The organism is Promicromonospora sp. NPDC052451, from assembly GCF_044547525.1.
Lineage (GTDB): Bacteria > Actinomycetota > Actinomycetes > Actinomycetales > Cellulomonadaceae > Promicromonospora.
Map to the genome: position 1 here is coordinate 59,972 of NZ_JBIUAP010000013.1, position 19,638 is coordinate 79,609.

The 19,638-nt window shown below is 73.2% G+C and carries 8 protein-coding genes; 6 read left to right on the plus strand and 2 right to left on the minus strand.

Annotated features, from left to right (window positions below):
* Nucleotides 1-8 precede the first annotated feature (8 nt).
* The 4 genes from nuoL to ACIG47_RS20825 are packed head-to-tail and all read left to right on the plus strand — an operon-like array spanning nucleotide 9 to nucleotide 6,353.
* Nucleotides 9-1,928 (plus strand): NADH-quinone oxidoreductase subunit L, encoded by a 1,920-nt coding sequence (nuoL, locus tag ACIG47_RS20810; protein ID WP_397433054.1) that lies wholly within the window; start codon nucleotides 9-11, stop codon nucleotides 1,926-1,928.
* Between the two features lie 11 nt (nucleotides 1,929-1,939).
* On the plus strand, nucleotides 1,940-3,523 hold the full coding sequence (locus ACIG47_RS20815; protein ID WP_397432998.1) for an NADH-quinone oxidoreductase subunit M: 1,584 nt from the start codon (nucleotides 1,940-1,942) through the stop codon (nucleotides 3,521-3,523).
* Nucleotides 3,520-5,268, plus strand: a complete 1,749-nt coding sequence (gene nuoN, locus ACIG47_RS20820) for an NADH-quinone oxidoreductase subunit NuoN (protein ID WP_397433000.1) — start codon at nucleotides 3,520-3,522, stop codon at nucleotides 5,266-5,268. Before ACIG47_RS20815 ends, nuoN begins: the two co-directional genes overlap by 4 nt.
* Nucleotides 5,265-6,353 (plus strand): polyprenyl synthetase family protein, encoded by a 1,089-nt coding sequence (locus ACIG47_RS20825; protein WP_397433001.1) that lies wholly within the window; start codon nucleotides 5,265-5,267, stop codon nucleotides 6,351-6,353. Before nuoN ends, ACIG47_RS20825 begins: the two co-directional genes overlap by 4 nt.
* Nucleotides 6,354-6,369: 16 nt before the next feature.
* Here the strand turns inward: ACIG47_RS20825 and ACIG47_RS20830 are convergent, their stop codons facing one another.
* Nucleotides 6,370-6,717, minus strand: a complete 348-nt coding sequence (locus ACIG47_RS20830) for a type II toxin-antitoxin system PemK/MazF family toxin (RefSeq protein ID WP_397433002.1) — start codon at nucleotides 6,715-6,717, stop codon at nucleotides 6,370-6,372.
* Nucleotides 6,711-6,956: a CopG family transcriptional regulator gene (locus ACIG47_RS20835; protein ID WP_397433003.1), complete on the minus strand. Its 246-nt coding sequence runs from the start codon at nucleotides 6,954-6,956 to the stop codon at nucleotides 6,711-6,713. The genes ACIG47_RS20830 and ACIG47_RS20835 overlap by 7 nt, the downstream gene beginning before the upstream one ends.
* A 174-nt stretch (nucleotides 6,957-7,130) precedes the next feature.
* Between ACIG47_RS20835 and ACIG47_RS20840 the strand changes: the two genes are divergently transcribed.
* Both ACIG47_RS20840 and ACIG47_RS20845 read left to right on the plus strand, forming a co-directional pair.
* Nucleotides 7,131-13,265: an Ig-like domain-containing protein gene (locus ACIG47_RS20840; RefSeq protein WP_397433005.1), complete on the plus strand. Its 6,135-nt coding sequence runs from the start codon at nucleotides 7,131-7,133 to the stop codon at nucleotides 13,263-13,265.
* A 112-nt stretch (nucleotides 13,266-13,377) separates the two neighbouring features.
* Nucleotides 13,378-19,497, plus strand: coding sequence for an Ig-like domain-containing protein (locus ACIG47_RS20845; RefSeq protein ID WP_397433006.1), 6,120 nt, complete (start codon nucleotides 13,378-13,380; stop codon nucleotides 19,495-19,497).
* Nucleotides 19,498-19,638 lie beyond the last annotated feature (141 nt).

Sequence of the window (19,638 nt, forward strand, 5' to 3'; positions counted from 1 at the left end):
TGAACGACGTGATCGGGCTCGCCCCCTGGCTGGTCGGCTTCCCGCTGATCGGTGCGGCAGTGCTGCTGCTGGGCGGCAGGGCCACCGACCGCTGGGGCCACTGGCTCGGCGTGCTGGCCTCGGCCGCCTCCGCGGTGGTCGGCTTCGTCCTGATGTTCCGCATGATCGGCGTGCCGCCCGAGGAGCGCGCGATCGACCACAGCCTGGGGACGTGGCTGTCCGCGGGCGGTCTGGACGTGGACCTCGGCCTGCGGCTGGACCCCCTGTCCATGACGTTCGTGGTGCTCGTGACCTTCGTGGGCACGCTCATCCACGTGTACTCCGTGGCGTACATGGACCACGACGTCGACCGGCGCCGGTTCTTCGCCTACCTGAACCTCTTCGTCGCGGCCATGCTCACGCTGGTCCTGGCCGACTCCTACCTGCTGCTCTTCGTGGGCTGGGAGGGGGTGGGCGTCGCGTCCTACCTGCTCATCGGGTTCTGGGACACGGGCCGGCCGTCGGCCCGCGAGAACGCGGTGGCGGCCAAGAAGGCGTTCGTCATGAACCGCATCGGGGACATGGGGCTCATCGCCGCGATGGCCATCCTGTTCGCGACGGTGGGCAGCGTGAGCTTCGCCGACGTGCTCCCGGCCGCGGGCGGGCTCTCCGAGGCCACCGCGACCGCCGTCGGCCTGTGCCTGCTGCTCGCCGCGTGCGGCAAGTCGGCGCAGTTCCCCCTCCAGGCCTGGCTCGGCGACGCGATGGCCGGCCCGACGCCGGTGTCCGCGCTCATCCACGCCGCCACCATGGTCACCGCGGGCGTCTACCTCATGGTGCGCTCCGGCCCCATCCTGGAGGCGGCCCCGACGGCGCAGCTCGTCGTCGTCATCGTGGGTGCGGTGACCCTGCTGTTCGGTGCCGTGGTCGGTACCGCGAAGGACGACATCAAGAAGGCGCTGGCCGCCTCCACCATGTCGCAGATCGGCTACATGATGCTCGCCGCGGGCCTCGGCCCGGCCGGGTACGCGTTCGCCATCTTCCACCTGCTCACGCACGGCTTCTTCAAGGCGGGGCTGTTCCTCGGCGCCGGCTCGGTGATGCACGCGATGGGCGACCAGACCGACATGCGCCGCTTCGGCGGGCTCTCGCGGTTCCTGCCCATCACGTGGATCACGATGGGCCTGGGCTGGCTCGCGATCCTCGGCATCCCGCCGTTCTCCGGCTTCTGGAGCAAGGACGGGATCATCGAGGCCGCGTTCATCCCGGTCGAGGGGCAGCCGTGGCGGGCCTGGGTTTTCGGCTCGGTGGCGGTGCTCGGCGCAGCGATCACGGCGTTCTACATGACCCGCCTGTTCTTCATGACGTTCGGCGGACGGCGTCCGCGCTGGACCGAGAACCAGCACCCCCACGAGGGCTCGCCGCTCATGTGGTGGCCGCTGGTGTTCCTCGGCGTCGGCTCGGCCGCGCTCGGTCTGGTGCTCGGCATCGGCGGCACGTTCACCACCTGGCTGGAGCCGGTGGTGGGGCACGCGGAGCACCACGAGCCGGTGCTCCCGGTCCCCGTGATCATCACGACCACGCTGGTCGTCGTGGTCCTCGGCGCCCTGCTCGCGTTCCGCATGTACGCGGTGCAGCTCGTTCCCGAGGAGGCGCCGCGCGGCTCCTTCCTCACCCGGGCCGCCCGCCGGGACCTCTACCAGGACGCCGCCAACGAGACCCTCGTGGTGCTGCCGGCGCACGGTGTGGCCCGCCTGGTCCAGGTCGGTGACCGGGACGTGGTCGACCGCGGCTGGGGCGTGCTGCCCCTGGCCGTCTCGTGGTTCGGCGCGGTGTTCCGCAAGGCGCAGACCGGGTACGTCCGCTCGTACGCCGCGGGCATGGCGGGCGGTGTCCTCGTGATCGCCGCCGTCGCGTGGCTCGTGGCTGGCCTGGGCGGTGCCCAGTGATCGGAGGAGAGATGTTTCCCTGGCTGACCGTGCTCATCGCATGGCCGCTGGTCGGCGCCGCCGTCGTGGGCCTGAGCGGCCTGGTGCGACGGCGCACCGGGCCCGCGGGCTCCGGGGTGGGCCTCGCCCGGCCGCTCGCGCTGCTGTTCTCGCTGGTCGAGGTGGTCCTGCTCGTCGGCGCGTTCCTCGCGTTCGACACGGGCGCGTCGGCCGAGCACCAGCTCGCCGAGACCCACCCGTGGATTCCGCAGATCGGCGTCTCCTACGCGGTGGCCGTCGACGGCGTCGGCCTGCTGCTCGTGGCGCTGGCCGTGGTGCTGGTGCCGCTGGTGCTGCTGGCCGCCTGGCGGGAGCAGGGGCGCGACGAGGTGCGCCTGCGTCGCTTCGTCGGCCTCGTGCTGCTGCTCCAGGCGTTCATGGTGGCGGTGTTCGCCGCCCGGGACGTGTTCCTGTTCTACGTGCTGTTCGAGGCCATGCTGATCCCGGCGTACTTCCTGATCGGCGGGTTCGGCCAGGGTGCGGGCCGGCGCAGGGCGGCCGTGAAGTTCCTGATGTTCAGCCTCGGCGGCGGCCTGATCATGCTGGCCGCGGTGATCGCGCTGTACTTCCTCGCGGTCGGTGCCGGCGTGGACCCGAGCCGGGCGTTCCTCGTGGACGAGCTCGTCGCCGTCGACCTGGGCACCACGGCCGAGCGCCTGATGTTCGTGGGCTTCTTCATCGCCTTCGCGATCAAGGCCCCGATGGTCCCGGTGCACAGCTGGCTGCCCGACGTCGCGGGGAACGCCACCCCGGGCACGTCGACCCTGCTCATCTGCGTGCTGGACAAGGTGGGCACGTTCGGCATGCTGACCCTGTGCCTGCCGCTGTTCCCCGAGGCGTCCCGCTGGGCGGCACCGTTCGTGATCGCGCTGGCCGCGATCTCGGTGCTCTACGGGGCGATCATGGCCATCATGCAGACCGACCTGCTGCGGCTGGTCGGCTGGACCTCGGTGAGCCACTTCGGCTTCATCATCCTGGGCATCTTCACGTTCACGGAGCTGGGTACCGCCGGGTCGAGCTTCATGATGCTCAACCACGGCCTGGCCACCGGCGCGCTGTTCCTGGTGGCCGGGTTCCTCGTGTCCCGGCACCCGGAGAAGTCGCAGAAGATCTCGGCCTACAGCGGGCTGCGGTCGGTCACCCCGGTGCTCGCCGGCACGTTCCTCGTGGCGGGTCTCGCGACGCTCTCGCTGCCCGGCCTGGCCACCTTCGTCAGCGAGATCATGGTGCTGATCGGCGCGTTCGGCGGCACGCCCGCCGGCTCGGCGGCCTGGGCCGTCGTGGCGATCCCCGGCGTGGTGCTCGCGGCGGTCTACGTGCTGCTGACCTACCAGAAGATCTTCACGGGAAAGCCGGCCGCAGGGCTGGAAACCCTGCCCGACCTGCGGGTGCGTGAGCGCGTCGTCGCGGCACCGCTCGTGGCCGGCCTCCTGGTGCTCGGCCTGGTGCCGAGCCTTGCCCTGACCTACGTGGACGCGCCCGCCGAGCAGTCGGTGGCCGTCACGGCGGTCGACGAACCGGCGGACGCCGCCGCGCAGACGGGGAGCGACAAGTGACCACCTTCGTGCCGCCCGAGATCGACTGGCTCGCCCTCGCACCGCTGATCGTGGTGCTCGGCGCGGGCATCGTCGGCGTGCTCGTCGAGGCGTTCGTGCCCGCCCGGGCCCGTCGCTCGACCCAGATCGTGCTGACGCTCGCCGCGCTGGCCGGCGGCTTCGCGTTCGTCGCGGTGCTGTGGCCTCAGATCGTGGCGCAGCCCGTGCAGGTCGTGGGCGGCAGCGTGACGCTCACGCCGTTCGCGCTCGGTGCGCAGGGCATCGTCGTGCTGCTCGCGTTCCTGGGCGTGCTCGTCGTGGCCGACCGCACCAGCAGCGGGCAGGACGCCTTCGCCCCCGCGGCCTCCGCCGTGCCCGGCACCTCCTACGAGGACCTGGCCCGGCGCTCGGGCCTGGAGCAGACCGAGATCTACCCGCTGCTGCTGTTCGCGGCCGGCGGCATGATGCTCTTCGCCTCGACGGACGACCTGATCGTCATGTTCATCGCCCTGGAGGTGCTGTCGCTGCCGCTGTACGTGCTGTGCGCCACGGCGCGCCGGCGTCGGCTCCTGTCGCAGGAGGCCGCCGCGAAGTACTTCCTGCTGGGCGCGTTCGCCTCGGCGCTGTTCATCTTCGGCGTCGCCCTGATCTACGGGTTCGCCGGCACGGTGCGCCTGCTGGAGATCGCCCAGCAGGTGCAGCAGGGCGGCCTGCCCCTGGAGGGCATGACCGGGCTGCTGGTGGCCGGCGTGCTGCTCGTCGTCGTGGGCCTGCTGTTCAAGGTGGGTGCGGTGCCGTTCCACGCCTGGACGCCCGACGTCTACACGGGCGCGCCCACGCCGATCACCGGGTTCATGGCTGCCTGCACCAAGGTGGCGGCGGTCGCGGCGCTGGTCGAGGTGCTGTACCGCATCTCGATCGGGGTGCAGGCGGTGCACCCGGAGACCATGCGGCAGCTCCAGGTGGTCATCGTCGTGGTCGCGGTGCTGACCATGGCGGTCGGCACCGTGATCGGTTCCGTCCAGTCCGACGTCAAGCGGCTGCTGGCCTACTCCTCGATCGCGCACGCCGGGTTCCTGCTCGTGGGCATCGCGGGCTTCAACGCCCAGGTGCAGTCGTCCACGCTGTTCTACCTGCTGGCCTACGGCATCGCCACGATCGGCGCGTTCGGCGTGGTCACCCTGGTGCGGGAGCGCCGGGTCGTGTCCGGCGCGGGCGAGGCGAACGGCCCGGTGGGGGACGACGGCGTGGTGCTGGGCGAGGCCACGGAGATCGCGCAGTGGGCCGGGCTGGGTCGCAAGGCCCCGTGGCTGACCGCCGCGTTCGCGCTGTTCCTGCTGTCCATGGCCGGCATCCCGCTGACCGCCGGGTTCATCGCCAAGTTCGGCGCGTTCACCGGGGCGACGACGGGTGGCCTGTGGTGGCTCGCGGTGCTCGGCGTGCTCGCGTCGGTGGTCGCGGTCGCGTTCTACCTGCGGCTGCTCGTGGTCATGGTGTTCCAGAAGGCGGACGACGAAACCGTGCCCGAACAGGTGCCGGACGCGGAGGACGTCGCGACGTCGGCTCCGGCCCAGGGCGGCGCCGCCACCGCGACACTGGCCACGCCGCAGGTCACAGCCGCGCAGCGCGTCGTGGTGACCGTGGTGCGGTCCCGCGGACCGGCCGCCGTGGCCATCGCCGTGTGCGCGATCGCCACGGTGATTCTCGGCGTCTTCCCGTCCCCGGTTCTCTCTCTGGTGGAACAGGCAAGTAAGTTCGTGCCGTGACCTCCGCACCGCTGCCGCCCCAGACGACGTCGGGCACCCCCGCGACGCCTCCTCCGGCCGCCTCGTCGAACCCGCCCGACCCGACCGCGCTCGGCCTGCCGATCACCGACCCCGAGCTGGCGTCGCGCCTCGCGGACCGGCTGACGGTGGTCGACGAGGCGCTCCTGGAGGCCGTCGCCAGTGCGGACAAGCTGGCCGACGGCGCCTCCCGGCACCTCATCGACGCGGGCGGCAAGCGGTTCCGGCCGCTGCTGACCCTGCTGACGGGGGAGCTCGGCGACGGCGCCGCCCCCGGCGTCGTCGGCGCGGCGGTGGTCGTGGAGCTGACCCAGGTGGCCTCGCTGTACCACGACGACGTCATGGACTCCGCGCCCGTGCGGCGCGGGGCCCCGGCGGTGCACATGGTGTGGGGCAACTCGGTGGCGATCCTCGTGGGCGACATGCTGTTCGCCCGGGCGTCGGCCCGGGTGGCGGAGCTCGGCCCGGAGGCGGTGATCCTGCAGTCCCGGACGTTCGAGCGGATGTGCCTGGGCCAGCTCCACGAGACCATGGGCCCGGACGACGGCACGGACCGGGTGGAGCACTACCTCCAGGTCCTGTCGGACAAGACGGCGTCGCTGCTGTCGGCGTCGGCCCGGCTGGGCGCGATGATGGCGGGGGCACCGGCCGAGCACGTGGAGGCCGTGGGCGCCTACGGCGAGAAGGTGGGCGTCGCCTTCCAGCTCGCCGACGACGTGCTCGACGTCGCGTCGTCGGGCGCGACCTCGGGCAAGACGCCCGGGACGGACCTGCGCGAGCACGTGCCGACCATGCCGGTGCTGCTGCTGCGCCAGCGCGTCGAGTCCGACGAGGCCACGGACGAGGACCGGGACCTGCTCGCCGCGCTCGACGGCGACCTGTCCTCCGACGAGGCACTGTCCGCCGTCGTGGAGCGGCTCCGGGCGCACGCGGTGCTCGCCGAGACGCGGGAGCTCGCGGTGCACTGGGCGCGCGCGGCGGCCGCCGAGCTGGCGCCGCTGCCGGACGGGCCGGTGAAGGAGTCCCTGGAGCAGTTCGCGCAGGTGCTGGCGGACCGGGCGGTGTGAGTCCGCCGGCGTCTGCTCAGACGCCGGTGACCAGCCGGACTCCGTCGGCCACCTTCGCGAGGAGGTACTCCGGGACGCGGCCGACCGGGTAGGGCTCGAGAAACTCTCGGCTGACGGGCCCGATCTGCGAGACGACGGCCACGGAGTCCTTGTCGAGCCCGGAGGCGGCCTCCGGGATGAGGGCGTTGCCGGGGAAAGCCTCCAGTCTCAGGTTGGACGTGAGCGGTACGACGATCACGGTGTTGATGTCGGTTGCCAGCAGCCAGTCCTCCTGGAGCACCAGGGCGGGGCGGACCTTGGCCGGCTCACTCCCGCGCGGTTGGCCGAAGTCCACCCAGACGACGTCACCCCGAGCGGTCACCATTCCTCGTCCGGTGTCATCCGGCGCTCGGACTCCGCGAGGAAGAGGCCGTCCTCCGCGGGCTGGCCGGCCGCAGCGAGCGCGGCGTTCGCCAGCCGGGTCAGCTCGCTGGTGCCCTCGAGCTGGTCGGCCAGGTGTTCCGCAGCACGGCGATAGAACTCTGAACGGTTCATCCCGTGCCGGGACGCGACTCGTTCGAACCGATGGAAGTCCCTGTCCGGGACGGAGATGGCTGTCTTCATGGTGTCGAGTATAACCAGTCATACCACCTCCTGGCCAGGGTCGCCGACCTGCTGGCCCGCTATCAGATGGCTGACCTCGCGACCAGTCTTGTTCGGAGGTCTTGAAACGGGGGCCTCCCGCACCGCGAGAGCCCGGGGCGCTGACTAAGATCCGACCTGGCGAGAGGGCGGTTGGTGGAGGCCGAGGTCGAGGAGCGGTTCCGGGTCACACCCGGCTTCGTGGTGTCCTGGCTCCTGGTCGCCCTGTTCGTCGGCACGCTGGTCGCCCTGGCGTTCGCGCAGGACGGCGAGGCCACCGCCGAGCTCGAGCTCGACGACTCCGGCGTCTGGGTCACGCAGACCGAGTCGGGCCGGCTGGGCCGGTTCAACGACGAGGCGCACGCCCTGGACAGCACGCTGCTCGCCGGCTCCTCCACGTTCGACGTCCAGCAGGACGAGTACCGGGTGCTGATGACCGACGACGGCGAGTCGACCGCCAGCCCCGTCGACCCCGCCCAGCTCGTCCTCGCCGGCCCCGTCCGGGCCCCGCGTGGCGCGCTGTTCGCGTCCGGCGGGCGCACCACCGCGATCCTCGACCCCGAGGACGGACGCCTGTGGGTGCTGCCGTTCGACGGGGTCACCGCCTTCGACGAGGAGGCCCTGGAACAGGTGGCGGAGGTGGGCCCGGGCGGGCGGCTCGTCGTGGCAGCCGACGGGACGGTCTTCGTCGCCGTCGCGCGGGCGGGGACCCTGTACCGCGTCACGACGGGCACGCAAGGCGGGCCCGACGAGGTGAGCGAGAGCGACCTGCCCGTCCAGGAGGACGCCGAGCTGGAGGTCACGGCGGTCGGGGCCGACCCCGTGGTGCTGGACCGGACCGCCTCGACGCTGTTGCTGCCCGACGGCGACGTCGTGGACCTGACCGGAGGATCCGAGGCGCGGCTGCAACAGCCGTCCGAGGAGGCCCGGTCCGTCGTGGTCGGTACGACGACCGGGCTGGTCGCGCAGCCGCTCGGCGGCGGGGAGTCGACGACCCGGGTGGCCGAGGGCGTCCCGGCGGCTCCCGTCCAGGTGGGGGCGTGCACGTTCGGGGCGTGGTCGGGCAGCGGGCAGGTGGTGCGGGACTGCCCGGGGACCGACCGGGACGTGGACGAGTACCTCGAGGGCGCCGACGGCGAGCTCGCCTACCGGGTCAACCGCGAGGTCGTGGTCCTGAACGACGTCGCCGACGGCACCCTGTGGATGGCCGCGGAGGACTTCGAGAAGGTCGACGACTGGGACCTGACGATGCCCGAGGACGCCGTGGGCGAGCAGACGGAGACCGAGTCGAGCACGCCCGAGCTGGTGGACCAGGTGGTGGCCGAGCGGGACCGCCCCAACCGCGCACCGACCCCGCAGGACGACGACCTGGGCGTGCGCGCCGGGCGCACCACGGTGCTGAACGTGCTGGGCAACGACACCGACCCCGACGGCGACGTGATGACCGTGTCCGTGGACCGGCAGCCCGCGGAGGCGAGCGGCGTCACGGTGCACCGGGTGCTGGACGGCCTGGCGCTCCAGGCGGACGTGCCGCCGGAGGCGTCCGGCTCGGTGACCTTCACGTACACGGTCGACGACGGGCGGGGCGGCACCGCGGACGCCGACGTGCGCCTGCGCGTCGTCGCGCCCGACGAGAACGCGGCCCCGGAGCCCGACGGGGAGCCGGTGCTCCGCGTGGCGCAGGGCGGGTCGGCGGACATCAAGGTGCTGCCCTTCTGGCGCGACCCCGACGGTGACGACCTGGTGCTGTCCAGCGCCGCCACCGGTGACCCCGCCGACGAGACCCGGTTCCGCCCCGACGGCACCGTGGAGTTCCACGACGGCGGCGGCACGGTGGGCCGCAAGGTCGTGGACCTCACGGTGAGCGACAGCACCGGCGAGGTGGGGCAGGGGCGGCTGCTGGTCGACGTCGTCGCGTCCCAGGAGCCGCCGGTCGCGGTAGGGGACCACGTGGCCGTCCCGGCGGGGCAGCCCGTGACGGTGTACCCGCTGGCCAACGACACCGACCCGAACGGTGACCGGCTCCGGCTGGTCGACGTCGGCGAGCAGGCCCCGGCCACGATCACGCCGAACTTCGCGGCCGGGTCGTTCCGGTTCGTCTCCGACGAGCCCGGGAGCTACGACCTGACCTACCAAGTCAGCGACGGTCCGGCCGCGGCCCTCGGGCTGGTCCGCGTGGACGTGCTGCCGCCGCCGGACGACGACGGTGCGCCCGTCACGGTGACCGACACGGTGCTGCTGCCGGCAGGCGGGTCCGCTCTCGTGGACGTGCTGGCGAACGACACGGACCCGGCCGGCGGGGTGCTCGTGGTGCAGTCCGTGACGGTGCCCGACGGCGCCCCGGTCACCGCCGCGGTGCTCGACCACCACGTGCTCCGCGTCACCGAGGCCACGCGCCCCGAGGGGCCCGTCACCCTGGAGTACACGGTGGCGAACGGCTCCGGGTCCGCCGTCGGGCAGGTACGGGTGGTCCCGGTGCCGGCGGCGACGACCCAGCGGCCGCCGAAGGCGGAGCCGGACGAGGCGACGGTGCACGCGGGCGACGTGGTCACCGTCCCGGTGCTGCGGAACGACTCCCACCCGGACGGGCTGGAGCTCACGCTCGCCGAGGAGCTGGTGGAGCACCCGGAGGCAGGGGAGGCGTTCGTCTCCGAGGACACCGTGCGGTTCAAGGCGGACCCGGGGCAGAGCGGCACGGTGCACCTCGTCTACGAGGTCGCCGACCCCTCCGGGCAGCAGGACTCCGCCCAGGTCACGGTGACGGTGGTGGACGACGACGAGAACGCCCCGCCGCAGCCGCCCGAGGTCACGGCACGCGTGCTGTCCGGGGCGACCACGCGCATCGCCCTGCCGCTGGACGGCAGCGACCCCGACGGCGACCACGTGCGGCTGGACGCCGTCGCGTCGGCGCCCGCCCGGGGCACGGCCGACATCGTGGACGGCCACCTGGAGTACGAGGCGGCGAGGTCCGCGACGGGCGCGGACGAGTTCACCTACTCGGTCTCGGACACGCGTGGTGAGACGGCGATCGGCACCGTGCGCGTCGGCGTGGCGGCTCCGCCGCAGGTCAACCAGGCTCCGCTGGCCGTGGACGACGAGGTGTCGGTACGGCCGGGCCGCACCGTCGGCATCGACGCGCTGGCCAACGACTCCGACCCGAACGGCGACCAGGTGGGCCTGGTGCCGCGGTCGTTCGAGGGCGCGCCCGACCTGGACCCGGAGGTCGCGGACGACCTCGTCGTGGTCACTGCGCCCGACGACGAGGGCACGCACACCTTCTACTACGGCATCGAGGACTCGTTCGCGGCGCGGGCCACGGGCGCGATCACCGTGGACGTGTCCCGGGACGCACCGCTGCTCCGCCCGGTCGCGCGGGACGACGTCGTCGCGCCGGAGGACGTCACGTCCGACACGGTGACCGTGGACGTCACGGGCAACGACCTGGACCCCGACGGGCTCGCGGCGGACCTGGAGGTGTCGCTGCCCGCGCCGGGCGGGCAGGAGCCGGGCGGGCCCACGGTGTCCGCCGACGGCGAGGTCGTGGTGCCGCTCACCGCCGAGCCCCAGGTGATCACCTACGAGGTCACCGATCTCGACGGCCTGGCCGCCAGGGCGTTCCTGCGCGTGCCGCGCGACGGCACGCTCCCGCGCCTGCGCGACGGTCTGGAGCCGATCGAGGTGACGGCGGGCGAGCCCGCCGAGCTGGACCTCGCCGACCACGTGGTGGTGGCCGAGGGCCGCACGCCGCGGCTCGCCGACGAGTCCGGGGTGGCGGCGACCGAGGGCGTCCACGAGGTCACGGGGCCCGCTCAGATCACCTACACGGCGCACCGGGACTACTCCGGGCGGGCGGCCGTCACCTTCGAGGTGACCGACGGCGACGGCGTGGACGACCCGGACGGCCGCCGTGCCGTGCTCGCCCTGCCGCTCCTCGTGCTGCCGGGTGCGAACGAGCCGCCCGAGATCAGGGGCACGCCCCGGGTGGAGGCGGCCGCGGGCGAGGAGACGGGGCTCGACCTGTCGCGGTTCGTCACGGATCCCGACGGCGACCCGTTCACCGTGACGGTGACGGGGCGCGCGGAAGGGCTCAGCGTCGCCACCCAGGGAACGACCGTGCTGGTCACCGCTGCTCCGGATCTCCCGAAGGGGACGAGCGCGTCCGTCGGCCTGACGGTGTCGGACGGCAACCACCCGCCCGTGGCGGGACAGCTCGGCATCACCGTGGTGGCCTCGACCCGCCCCCTCGCCCGCGCCACCACCGACGAGGTGCCGGACGCGCACCAGGGCGAGCCGGTGACGGTGGACGTGCTCACCAACGACGTCAACCCGTTCCCCGAGGAGCCGCTCCGGCTCGTCTCGGCGCGGCTGGAGTCCGGCCGGGGCACGGTCGAGACGGCCGGCGACCGTGTGCGCGTCACGCCGCCCGCCGACTTCCACGGCGTCACGGTCGTGCGGTACCGGATCGCGGACGCGACGGGTGACCCGACCCGCGAGGTCGAGGGCGTCGCCCGGGTGACCGTGCTCGGTGTGCCGGAGACACCGCGTCCGCCGAAGGTGGCGGAGGTGCGCTCCGAGACGGTGGTGCTGAGCTGGGACCCGCCGCCGGACAACGGCGCGCGGATCACCGAGTACCGCGTGCGGTCGAGCACGGGCCGGGTGACCACGTGCCCCACGACGACCTGCACGGTCACCGGGCTGACCAACGACCAGCTCTACACGTTCACCGTGACGGCGCGGAACGAGGTGGGTACCTCCGGGACCTCGGGCCCGTCCGAGGAGGCGCGGCCCGACGAGAAGCCCGACCCGCCCGCTCCGCCGGCGCTGCGGTTCGGCGACCGGCAGCTCACGGTGACCTGGACGAACCGGTCGTACACCGACCGGTCACCCATCGAGTGCGTGAACCTGGAGATCAGCCCGGCGCCGCCGTCGGGCCGGATCCAGAAGACGTGCCTGGACGGCACGAGCACGGTGTGGGAGGGCTTGGCGAACGGCACCGCCTACACCGTGCGGGTCCAGGCCCGGAACGCCGCGCCCGACCCGTCGGAGTGGTCGGACCCGTCGGCGCCGGTGACCCCCGCGGCGCCGCCCGACCGCCCCGCGGCGCCGCGCGCGACACGGGTGGACACCGCCGTGGGCGGACAGGTCACGGTGCGCTGGACGGCGCCGGCCACCAACGGTGCCCCCGTCGAGACCTATCACCTGGGCGTCTACCAGGACGGGTCGTTGAAGCGCACCGTGCCCGTGGCGGGCACGTCGCAGAAGCTCCAGGGCCTCGACCAGGAGTCGGCCTACGAGTTCACGGTGGCCGCGGAGAACAAGGCGGGGACGTCGCCCACGAGCGCGCGGTCCGCCGCGCTGGAGCCGTACGGCGTCCCGGCGGTGCCCGGCACCCCGAGGGCCGCGCTGATCAGCGGGGACACCAACGGCAAGGCCAGGATCACCTGGGGCGAGATCAGTGAGTTCCGGGGCAAGGAGCCGTACTACCGGGTCCGGGCGAACGGCTCCGCGGTGAAGGATGTGGCGGGCTCCCCGACCGACTTCACGCACCTGGCGAACGGGCAGGACCACACGTTCGAGGTCCGCGCGTGCAACGCCTACACGTGCTCGGCCTGGACGGCGCGCTCGAACTCCGTCAACCCCTACACGGTGCCCGGCGCGCCGCCGATCGACTGGTTCGAGGACCTGGGGGACGACGGCAACTTCCGGATCTGGGCGGCGGAGAGCAACGGCGGCCGCCGGATCGACCGCATCGAGTTCCAGCTCGGCGGCGACACGACGCGCGAGGGCGTGCGGGAGAACCTCTCCGACGCCTGGCAGAACGGTGACCACTTCTACCAGGTGAACGTGCCCACGGGACCGGACAAGACGTACACGATGCGCGCGCGGCTGTGCAACGAGGCCGGGTGCGGTGCGTGGGCCCGCAAGACGGGCAGCACGGGCGGTTCGGAGAGCGACCGGCAGCTGACGACCTACAAGGGCGCGAGCGCCGTGGGCTTCACCAACGACGACGGCACCACCTGCACCCGGTCCACGTGCGCCTACCTCGGCCTGCGCCTGCGCAACGCCGAGCCGAACTTCGACTTCGGCGCCGCGTGCTCCGCGGAGGGCGAGAGGTTCGCCCCGGCTCCGGGCGGGAACCTCGCCTTCGAGACCACCCGCGACGGCCGGAGGTTCCGGACCGACGCGGACGGGAACTTCACCGGCGAGCTGCCGTGCGCGTGGGGCACCCCTGGCGCCGAGGTCTACGTCTACTCGTACAACTGGGGCAGGGCGACGTCCGTGACGTGGTGAAACGGGCGGTGTCCCCGTTTCACCCGCTCGACGGCCGGTTTGCACGTCCGGGTTGTCCCGGGCAACGGCTAGGCTGCGGCCACCGCTGCTGACCAAGAGTTGGGGAAGACCTGTGCCCGCACTGAAGCTGTCGACACGTTCCGTCGTCTCGGGCAGTGTCGTCGGTCTCTTCACGGGGGCCCTGGTGCTCCTGATGCTGCTGCAGGAGGGCGAGGCCACGGCCGAGGTGGACCTCGACGACTCCGGCGTGTGGGTGACCAAGACGTCCGCCGGCCTGCTCGGCCGGTTCAACTCCGAGGCCCAGGCGCTCGACGGCACGCTGCTGTCCGGTTCCTCGACGTTCGACGTGCAGCAGGCGGAGTACCGTGTGCTGATGACCGACGAGGGCGCCGCCACCGCGAACCCCGTCGACCCGGCGCACCTGGCGCTGGAGGGCACGATGACGGTCCCGGCGGGTGCGGTCGTGGCCTCGGGCGGTTCCACGGCCGCCGTCCTGGACCCGGACGACGGCCGCCTGTGGGTGCTCCCGTTCGACGGCGCCACCCAGTTCAGCGAGGCGGACCTGGAGCCGACGGCGGAGCTCGCCCCCGGCGCCCGGCTCGCGGTGGCGACGGACGGCACGGTGTTCGTCGCGGTGCCCGGGCAGGGCCGGCTCGTCACCGTGGAGACCGGTGCGACCGGTGCCGCCGGCGAGGTGTCCGAGTCGGACCTGAGCGTGGGTAAGGGTGCCGAGATCGAGGTCACCGCGGTCGGGGACCAGCCGGTGGTGCTGGACCGGACGGCCTCCGCGCTGGTGCTGCCCGGCGACGACGTGGTCGACCTGGCCGACGGCGCCGAGGCACGGCTCCAGCAGCCGTCGGACGCGGCGGACGCCGTCGTCGTCGGGACGCCGAAGGGGCTCGTGACGCAGCCGCTGCGCGGCGGGGACGCGACGACCCGCCGGGCCGAGGGCACCCCGGCGGCCCCCGTGCAGCTCCGCGGCTGCACGTACGGGGCCTGGTCGGGCACCGGTCAGGTGGTCCGCGACTGCCCGGGCACCGACCAGGACGTGGACCAGCGGCTGGAGGGTGCCGACGGTGAGCTCGCGTACCGCGTGAACCGCGACGTGATCGTCCTGAACGACGTGGCCGACGGCACGCTGTGGATGGCCGCGGACGACTTCGAGAAGGTCGACGACTGGGATCTCAGGATGCCGGAGGACGCCGAGGGCGAGAAGACCGAGTCGGAGACGACGACGCCCGAGATGGTGGACCAGTTCATCGCGGAGCGTGACAAGCCGAACCGCGCGCCGCGACCCGAGGACGACTCCCTGGGCGTCCGGCCCGGGCGCACGACCGTGCTCGACGTGCTGGGCAACGACATGGACCCGGACGGCGACGTCATGACGGCGTCGGTGAAGGCCGGCGCGGGCGGTGCGCCGGCGTCGGGCATCTCGGTGGACCGCGTGCTCGACGGTGCGGCGCTGCAGGCGGACGTGCCCGCCACGGCGACGGGCAGCGCCACGTTCACCTACACGGTCGACGACGGGCGTGGCGGCAGCGCCGACGCGAAGGTGCGCGTCCGCGTGGTGCCGCTCGGCGAGAACGCGGCGCCCGTGGCGAAGGGCGAGCCGGTGCTGCGGGTCGCGCAGGGCGGCGACGCGTCCATCAAGGTGCTGCCGTTCTGGCGCGACCCGGACGGCGACGACCTCGTCCTGTCGAGCGCCACGACCGCCGACCCGGCGGACGAGGTGCGGTTCCGCCCGGACGGCACCGTCGAGTTCCGGGACGGCGGCACCGCCACGGGCCGCAAGATCGTGGACGTCACCGTGTCGGACGGCCTGGACCAGGTGGGGGAGGGACGCCTGCTGGTCGACGTCGTGGCCACGCAGGAGCCGCCCGTCGCCGTGGCGGACCACGTGTCGGTGCTGGCGGGCAACCCGGTCACGGTCGAGCCGCTGCGCAACGACACCGACCCGAACGGCGACCGCCTGCGGCTGGTCAGCGTCTCGGAGCAGGCGCCCGCGATCATCACCGAGAACTACGCGGCGGGCACGTTCCGGTTCGTGAGCCAGGAGCCGGGCAGCTACGACATCACCTACCAGGTCAGCGACGGTCCGGACTCCACCATGGGGCTGGTGCGCATCGACGTGCTGCCCCCGCCCGACGCCGCCGGCCCGCCCGTCGTCGTGGCCGACACCGTGCTGCTCCCGGCGGGCGGCTCCGCGCTCGTGGACGTGCTCGCGAACGACACGGACCCGGCCGGTGGCGTGCTCGTGGCGTCCTCGGTCGAGGCCGACCCGGGCGTGACCGCCGTGGTGCTGGACCACCACGTGCTGCGCGTCGCCGAGACCGAGCGCCTCGACCGGCCGGTCACGGTGCGGTACACCGCGTCGAACGGCACGCAGTCCGCCGTCGGCCAGGTGCGGGTGGTGCCGATCGCCGCGCCCACCGAGCTCCGCCCGCCGGAGGCGGCGGCCGACGAGGTGACGGTGCACACCGGGGACATCGTGACGGTTCCGGTGCTGCGCAACGACGCCCACCCGGACGGGCTGGAGCTGACGCTCGCGGCCGACCTCGTCGAGGAGCCGGAGTCGGGCGAGGCGTTCGTCTCCGAGGACACGGTGCGCTTCCGGGCGGGTTCCGAGGCCGGTACCGAGCACCTGGTCTACGAGGTGCGGGACAGCAACGGCCAGAAGGACTCGGCGCAGGTCACGATCAACGTGACCGACACGCTGGAGAACGCGGCGCCGCAGCCGCCGGACACGACGGCGCGCGTGCTCGCGGGCGCGGTCACCCGCATCACGCTGCCCCTGGACGGCAGCGACCCGGACGGCGACCACGTCACGCTCGACGGCCTGTCCTCGCCGCCCGCGAAGGGCACGGTCCGGCTCGTCGACGGTTTCCTGGAGTACGAGGCGTCGCGGGACGCCGCCGGAGCCGACGAGTTCCGGTACTCCGTGACCGACACGCGCGGCGCCACCGCGGAGGGCACGGTCGCCGTGGGCGTGGCGCGGCCGCCGGGCACCAACCAGCCGCCCACGGCCGGTGACGACGAGACGCTCGTGCGCCCGGGCCGCGAGGTCGCGGTGGACGCGCTGGCGAACGACTCCGACCCGGACGGCGACCAGGTGGGCCTGGTGCCCCGGTCGTTCGAGGGGGCGGACGCCCTGGACCCGCGGGTGGCCGACGACATGATCGTGGTCACCACGCCGGACGACGAGGGCACGCACACCTTCTACTACGGCATCGAGGACACGTACGCGGCCCGCGCCACGGGCTCGGTCACCGTCGAGGTGGCCGACGACGCGCCCCTGCTGCGCCCGGTGGCCCGCGACGACGTGGTGCTGCCCGCCGACGTCACGTCCGACACGGTGACCGTCGACGTGCTGCGCAACGACACCGACCCCGACGGCGTGGCCGCAGACCTGGAGGTCGCCGTGCTCGACGCGCGCGGCGAGACCCCCGAGGGCGTCACGCTCGGCGAGGGCGGCGAGGTCACGGTGGCGCTCACGGAGGACCCGCAGGTGCTCACCTACACGGTCACGGACCTGGACGGCCTGGAGGCCAAGGCGTTCCTGCGCGTGCCGCGTGACGGCTCGCTGCCCCACCTGCGCCAGCCCGTCGAGGCGCTCCGGACGTTCGCGGGCGAGACCCTGGAGATCGACATCGCGGACCACGTGGTGGTGGCCGACGGCCACGAGCCGCGGTTCACGGTCGAGGAGAAGGTCGCGGCGGTGGAGGGCACCCGTGAGGTCACGGGCCCCACGACGCTGACCTACACCTCTGACGAGGACTACGTGGGCCGGGCGGCGGTCACCTTCGAGGTGACGGACGGCGACGGCCCCGACGACCCGGAGGGCCGCACCGCCGTGCTCACCCTGCCGATCGACGTCCGGGCGAGCCGCAACCAGCCTCCGGAGATCCGGGGCACCGCGCTGCTGGAGGTCGCGGCGGGCGAGGAGGCGGCGCTCGACCTGTCGCGCATCGTGACGGACCCCGAGGGTGACCCGCTGACCGTCGAGGTCACCGGCGGGGCCGAGGGCGTCACGTTCGGCACCGAGGGTGCCACCGTCCTGGCCCAGGCGCAGGCCGCGGTGCCCAAGGGCACCCGGTTCACGGTCCCGTACACCGTCTCGGACGGCGGCCACCCGCCCGTCGCCGGTGAGCTCGCGGTCACCGTGGTGGCGTCCACGCGCCCGCTGGCGCGGGCCAACCCCGACGAGGTGACCGACGCCCACCAGGGTGAGGAGACCTCGGTGGACGTGCTCGCCAACGACGCCAACCCGTTCCCCGAGGAGCCGCTCACCGTGGTCAGCGCGGTGGTCGAGACCGGCCGGGGCTTCGCGGAGCCGTCGGGCTCCGGGGTGGTTGTGACGCCGTCGGACAGCTTCGTGGGCACCATGGTGGTGCGGTACCGCGTGGCGGACGCGACCGGCGACCCCGACCGCGAGGTCGAGGGCACGGTCCGGCTGACCGTGCTGGGCCGGCCGGAGGCGCCCCGGGCGCCGCGGGTCGAGGAGGTGCGGTCGGGCACCGTCGTGCTGTCGTGGGACGCGCCGTCCGACAACGGCGCGGAGATCACCGGGTATACCGCGCGCTCGGGCAAGGGCGACACCACGTCGTGCCCGTCGACCACGTGCACGGTCAAGGGGCTGAAGAACGACGTGGTCTACAACTTCACCGTCACGGCCACCAACGCGGTGGGCGAGTCGGACCCGTCGGCCCCCTCGGAGGACGCGCGGCCCGACGAGAAGCCCGACAAGCCCGAGCCGCCCACGCTGACGTTCGGCGACTCGAAGCTCACCGTGGCCTGGACCAACCGCGTCTACACGGACCGGTCGCCCATCGAGTGCGTCAACCTGGAGATCAGCCCGGCCCCGGCCGACGGCGTGATCCAGAAGACGTGCGTCACCGGCACCTCGATCGTCTGGGACGGGCTGGCCAACGGCACGGCGTACACCGTCATGGTGCAGGCCGTGAACGACGCCCCCGACCCCTCGGACTGGAGCGACGCGTCCGCGCCGGAGGTGCCGGCGGCGCCACCCGCCCAGCCCGCGGCGCCCACCGCGCAGCGGGTGGACAACGCCCTCGGCGGCCAGATCACGGTCTCGTGGACGGAGCCGGCGAACAACGGCGACCCGGTGGCGCGCTATCACCTCGACGTGTACGAGAACGGCGCCATGAAGGAGACCCAGACCGTCACCGGTACGTCCCGGGTGGTCTCGGGGCTGTCCCCCGAGGCGTCCTACACGTTCGCCGTCACCGCGGAGAACAAGGCCGGGAAGTCGCCCGCCAGCGACCGGTCGCCCGAGCAGGTGCCGTACGGCCAGCCGCAGGTGCCGGGCACGCCGACGGCCGAGCTCGGCAGCACCACCAGCGGGCAGGCGATCGTGCGGTGGGGCGGCATCTCGTCCGACGCGTTCCGCGGGCCGGCGCACCGGTACGAGGTGCAGGGCAACGGCGTGGCGGCGCGGGCCGCGACGTCGCCGTACACCGTCACGGGCCTGAGCAACGGCACGGAGTACCGGTTCCAGGTGCGGGCCTGCAACCAGTACACCTGCTCGGCGTGGACCACGAGCTCGAACGGCGTCACGCCCTACACGACGCCGGGGGCACCGAACGTCACCGCGTCGACGGTCAACTCCCAGACGGTGCGCTTCACGATGACCCCGGGCAGCAACGGCGGCCGCGCCATCGACGCCATGCGGTACCGCATCAACGGCGGCGGCTGGCAGTCGCTGCCGGCCTCGGGCGGCACGGCGGACGCCGGCGGCGCGTACAGCACGACCTACACGATCGACGTCCAGGCGCACAACGCCGCGGGCTGGGGCGCGAACGCCGCCGGGAGCGGGCGCACGCTGCCCAACCCGGCGAACGCGTCGGTGTCGATCAGCGTGGGCGGGGTGTTCGGCGGAGGATCTGCCGAGGGGTGTCACCAGAGCCCCAACACGTGGTGCAAGTGGCTCAACCTGACGGTCAGCGGCTGGGAGCCCAACACGGTCTTCCACTACCGGTGCCTGTCCACCGAGCACGACTCCGCAGGTCAGGTCTACTTCCCACGGTGGGAGATGGGCCCGTGGTGGGGCGAGGTCGCCGGCGTGCCCACGCGGACGGACGCCAACGGCAACTGGTCCGGGCGGACGGACTGCATGCACCAGTACCAGGGCGAGTACACCTGGCTGGAGACGCAGGAGGGCAACCTGGCCGACTCCAACCGCATCCTGTGGAACAGGGCGAACGTCAACCCCTGACCGAGCGAGGCCTCGCGCCCAGGTCGGCACCTTCCTGAGGGAGGTCGGCACTTTGCCTCGAGGTCGGTCCAGGCCTGGACCGACCTCGAACGGAACTTGCGCCCGCCGCGGGTCGGGGCCCACCCCCCTCAGAACGAGTTG

Bases quoted from the DNA above. Each gene is read 5' to 3' on its own strand.
- ACIG47_RS20835 (WP_397433003.1), bottom strand. From the start codon at position 6,956: ATGAAGACAGCCATCTCCGTCCCGGACAGGGACTTCCATCGGTTCGAA.
- ACIG47_RS20830 (WP_397433002.1), bottom strand. From the start codon at position 6,717: ATGGTGACCGCTCGGGGTGACGTCGTCTGGGTGGACTTCGGCCAACCG.
- ACIG47_RS20815 (WP_397432998.1), top strand. From the start codon at position 1,940: ATGTTTCCCTGGCTGACCGTGCTCATCGCATGGCCGCTGGTCGGCGCC.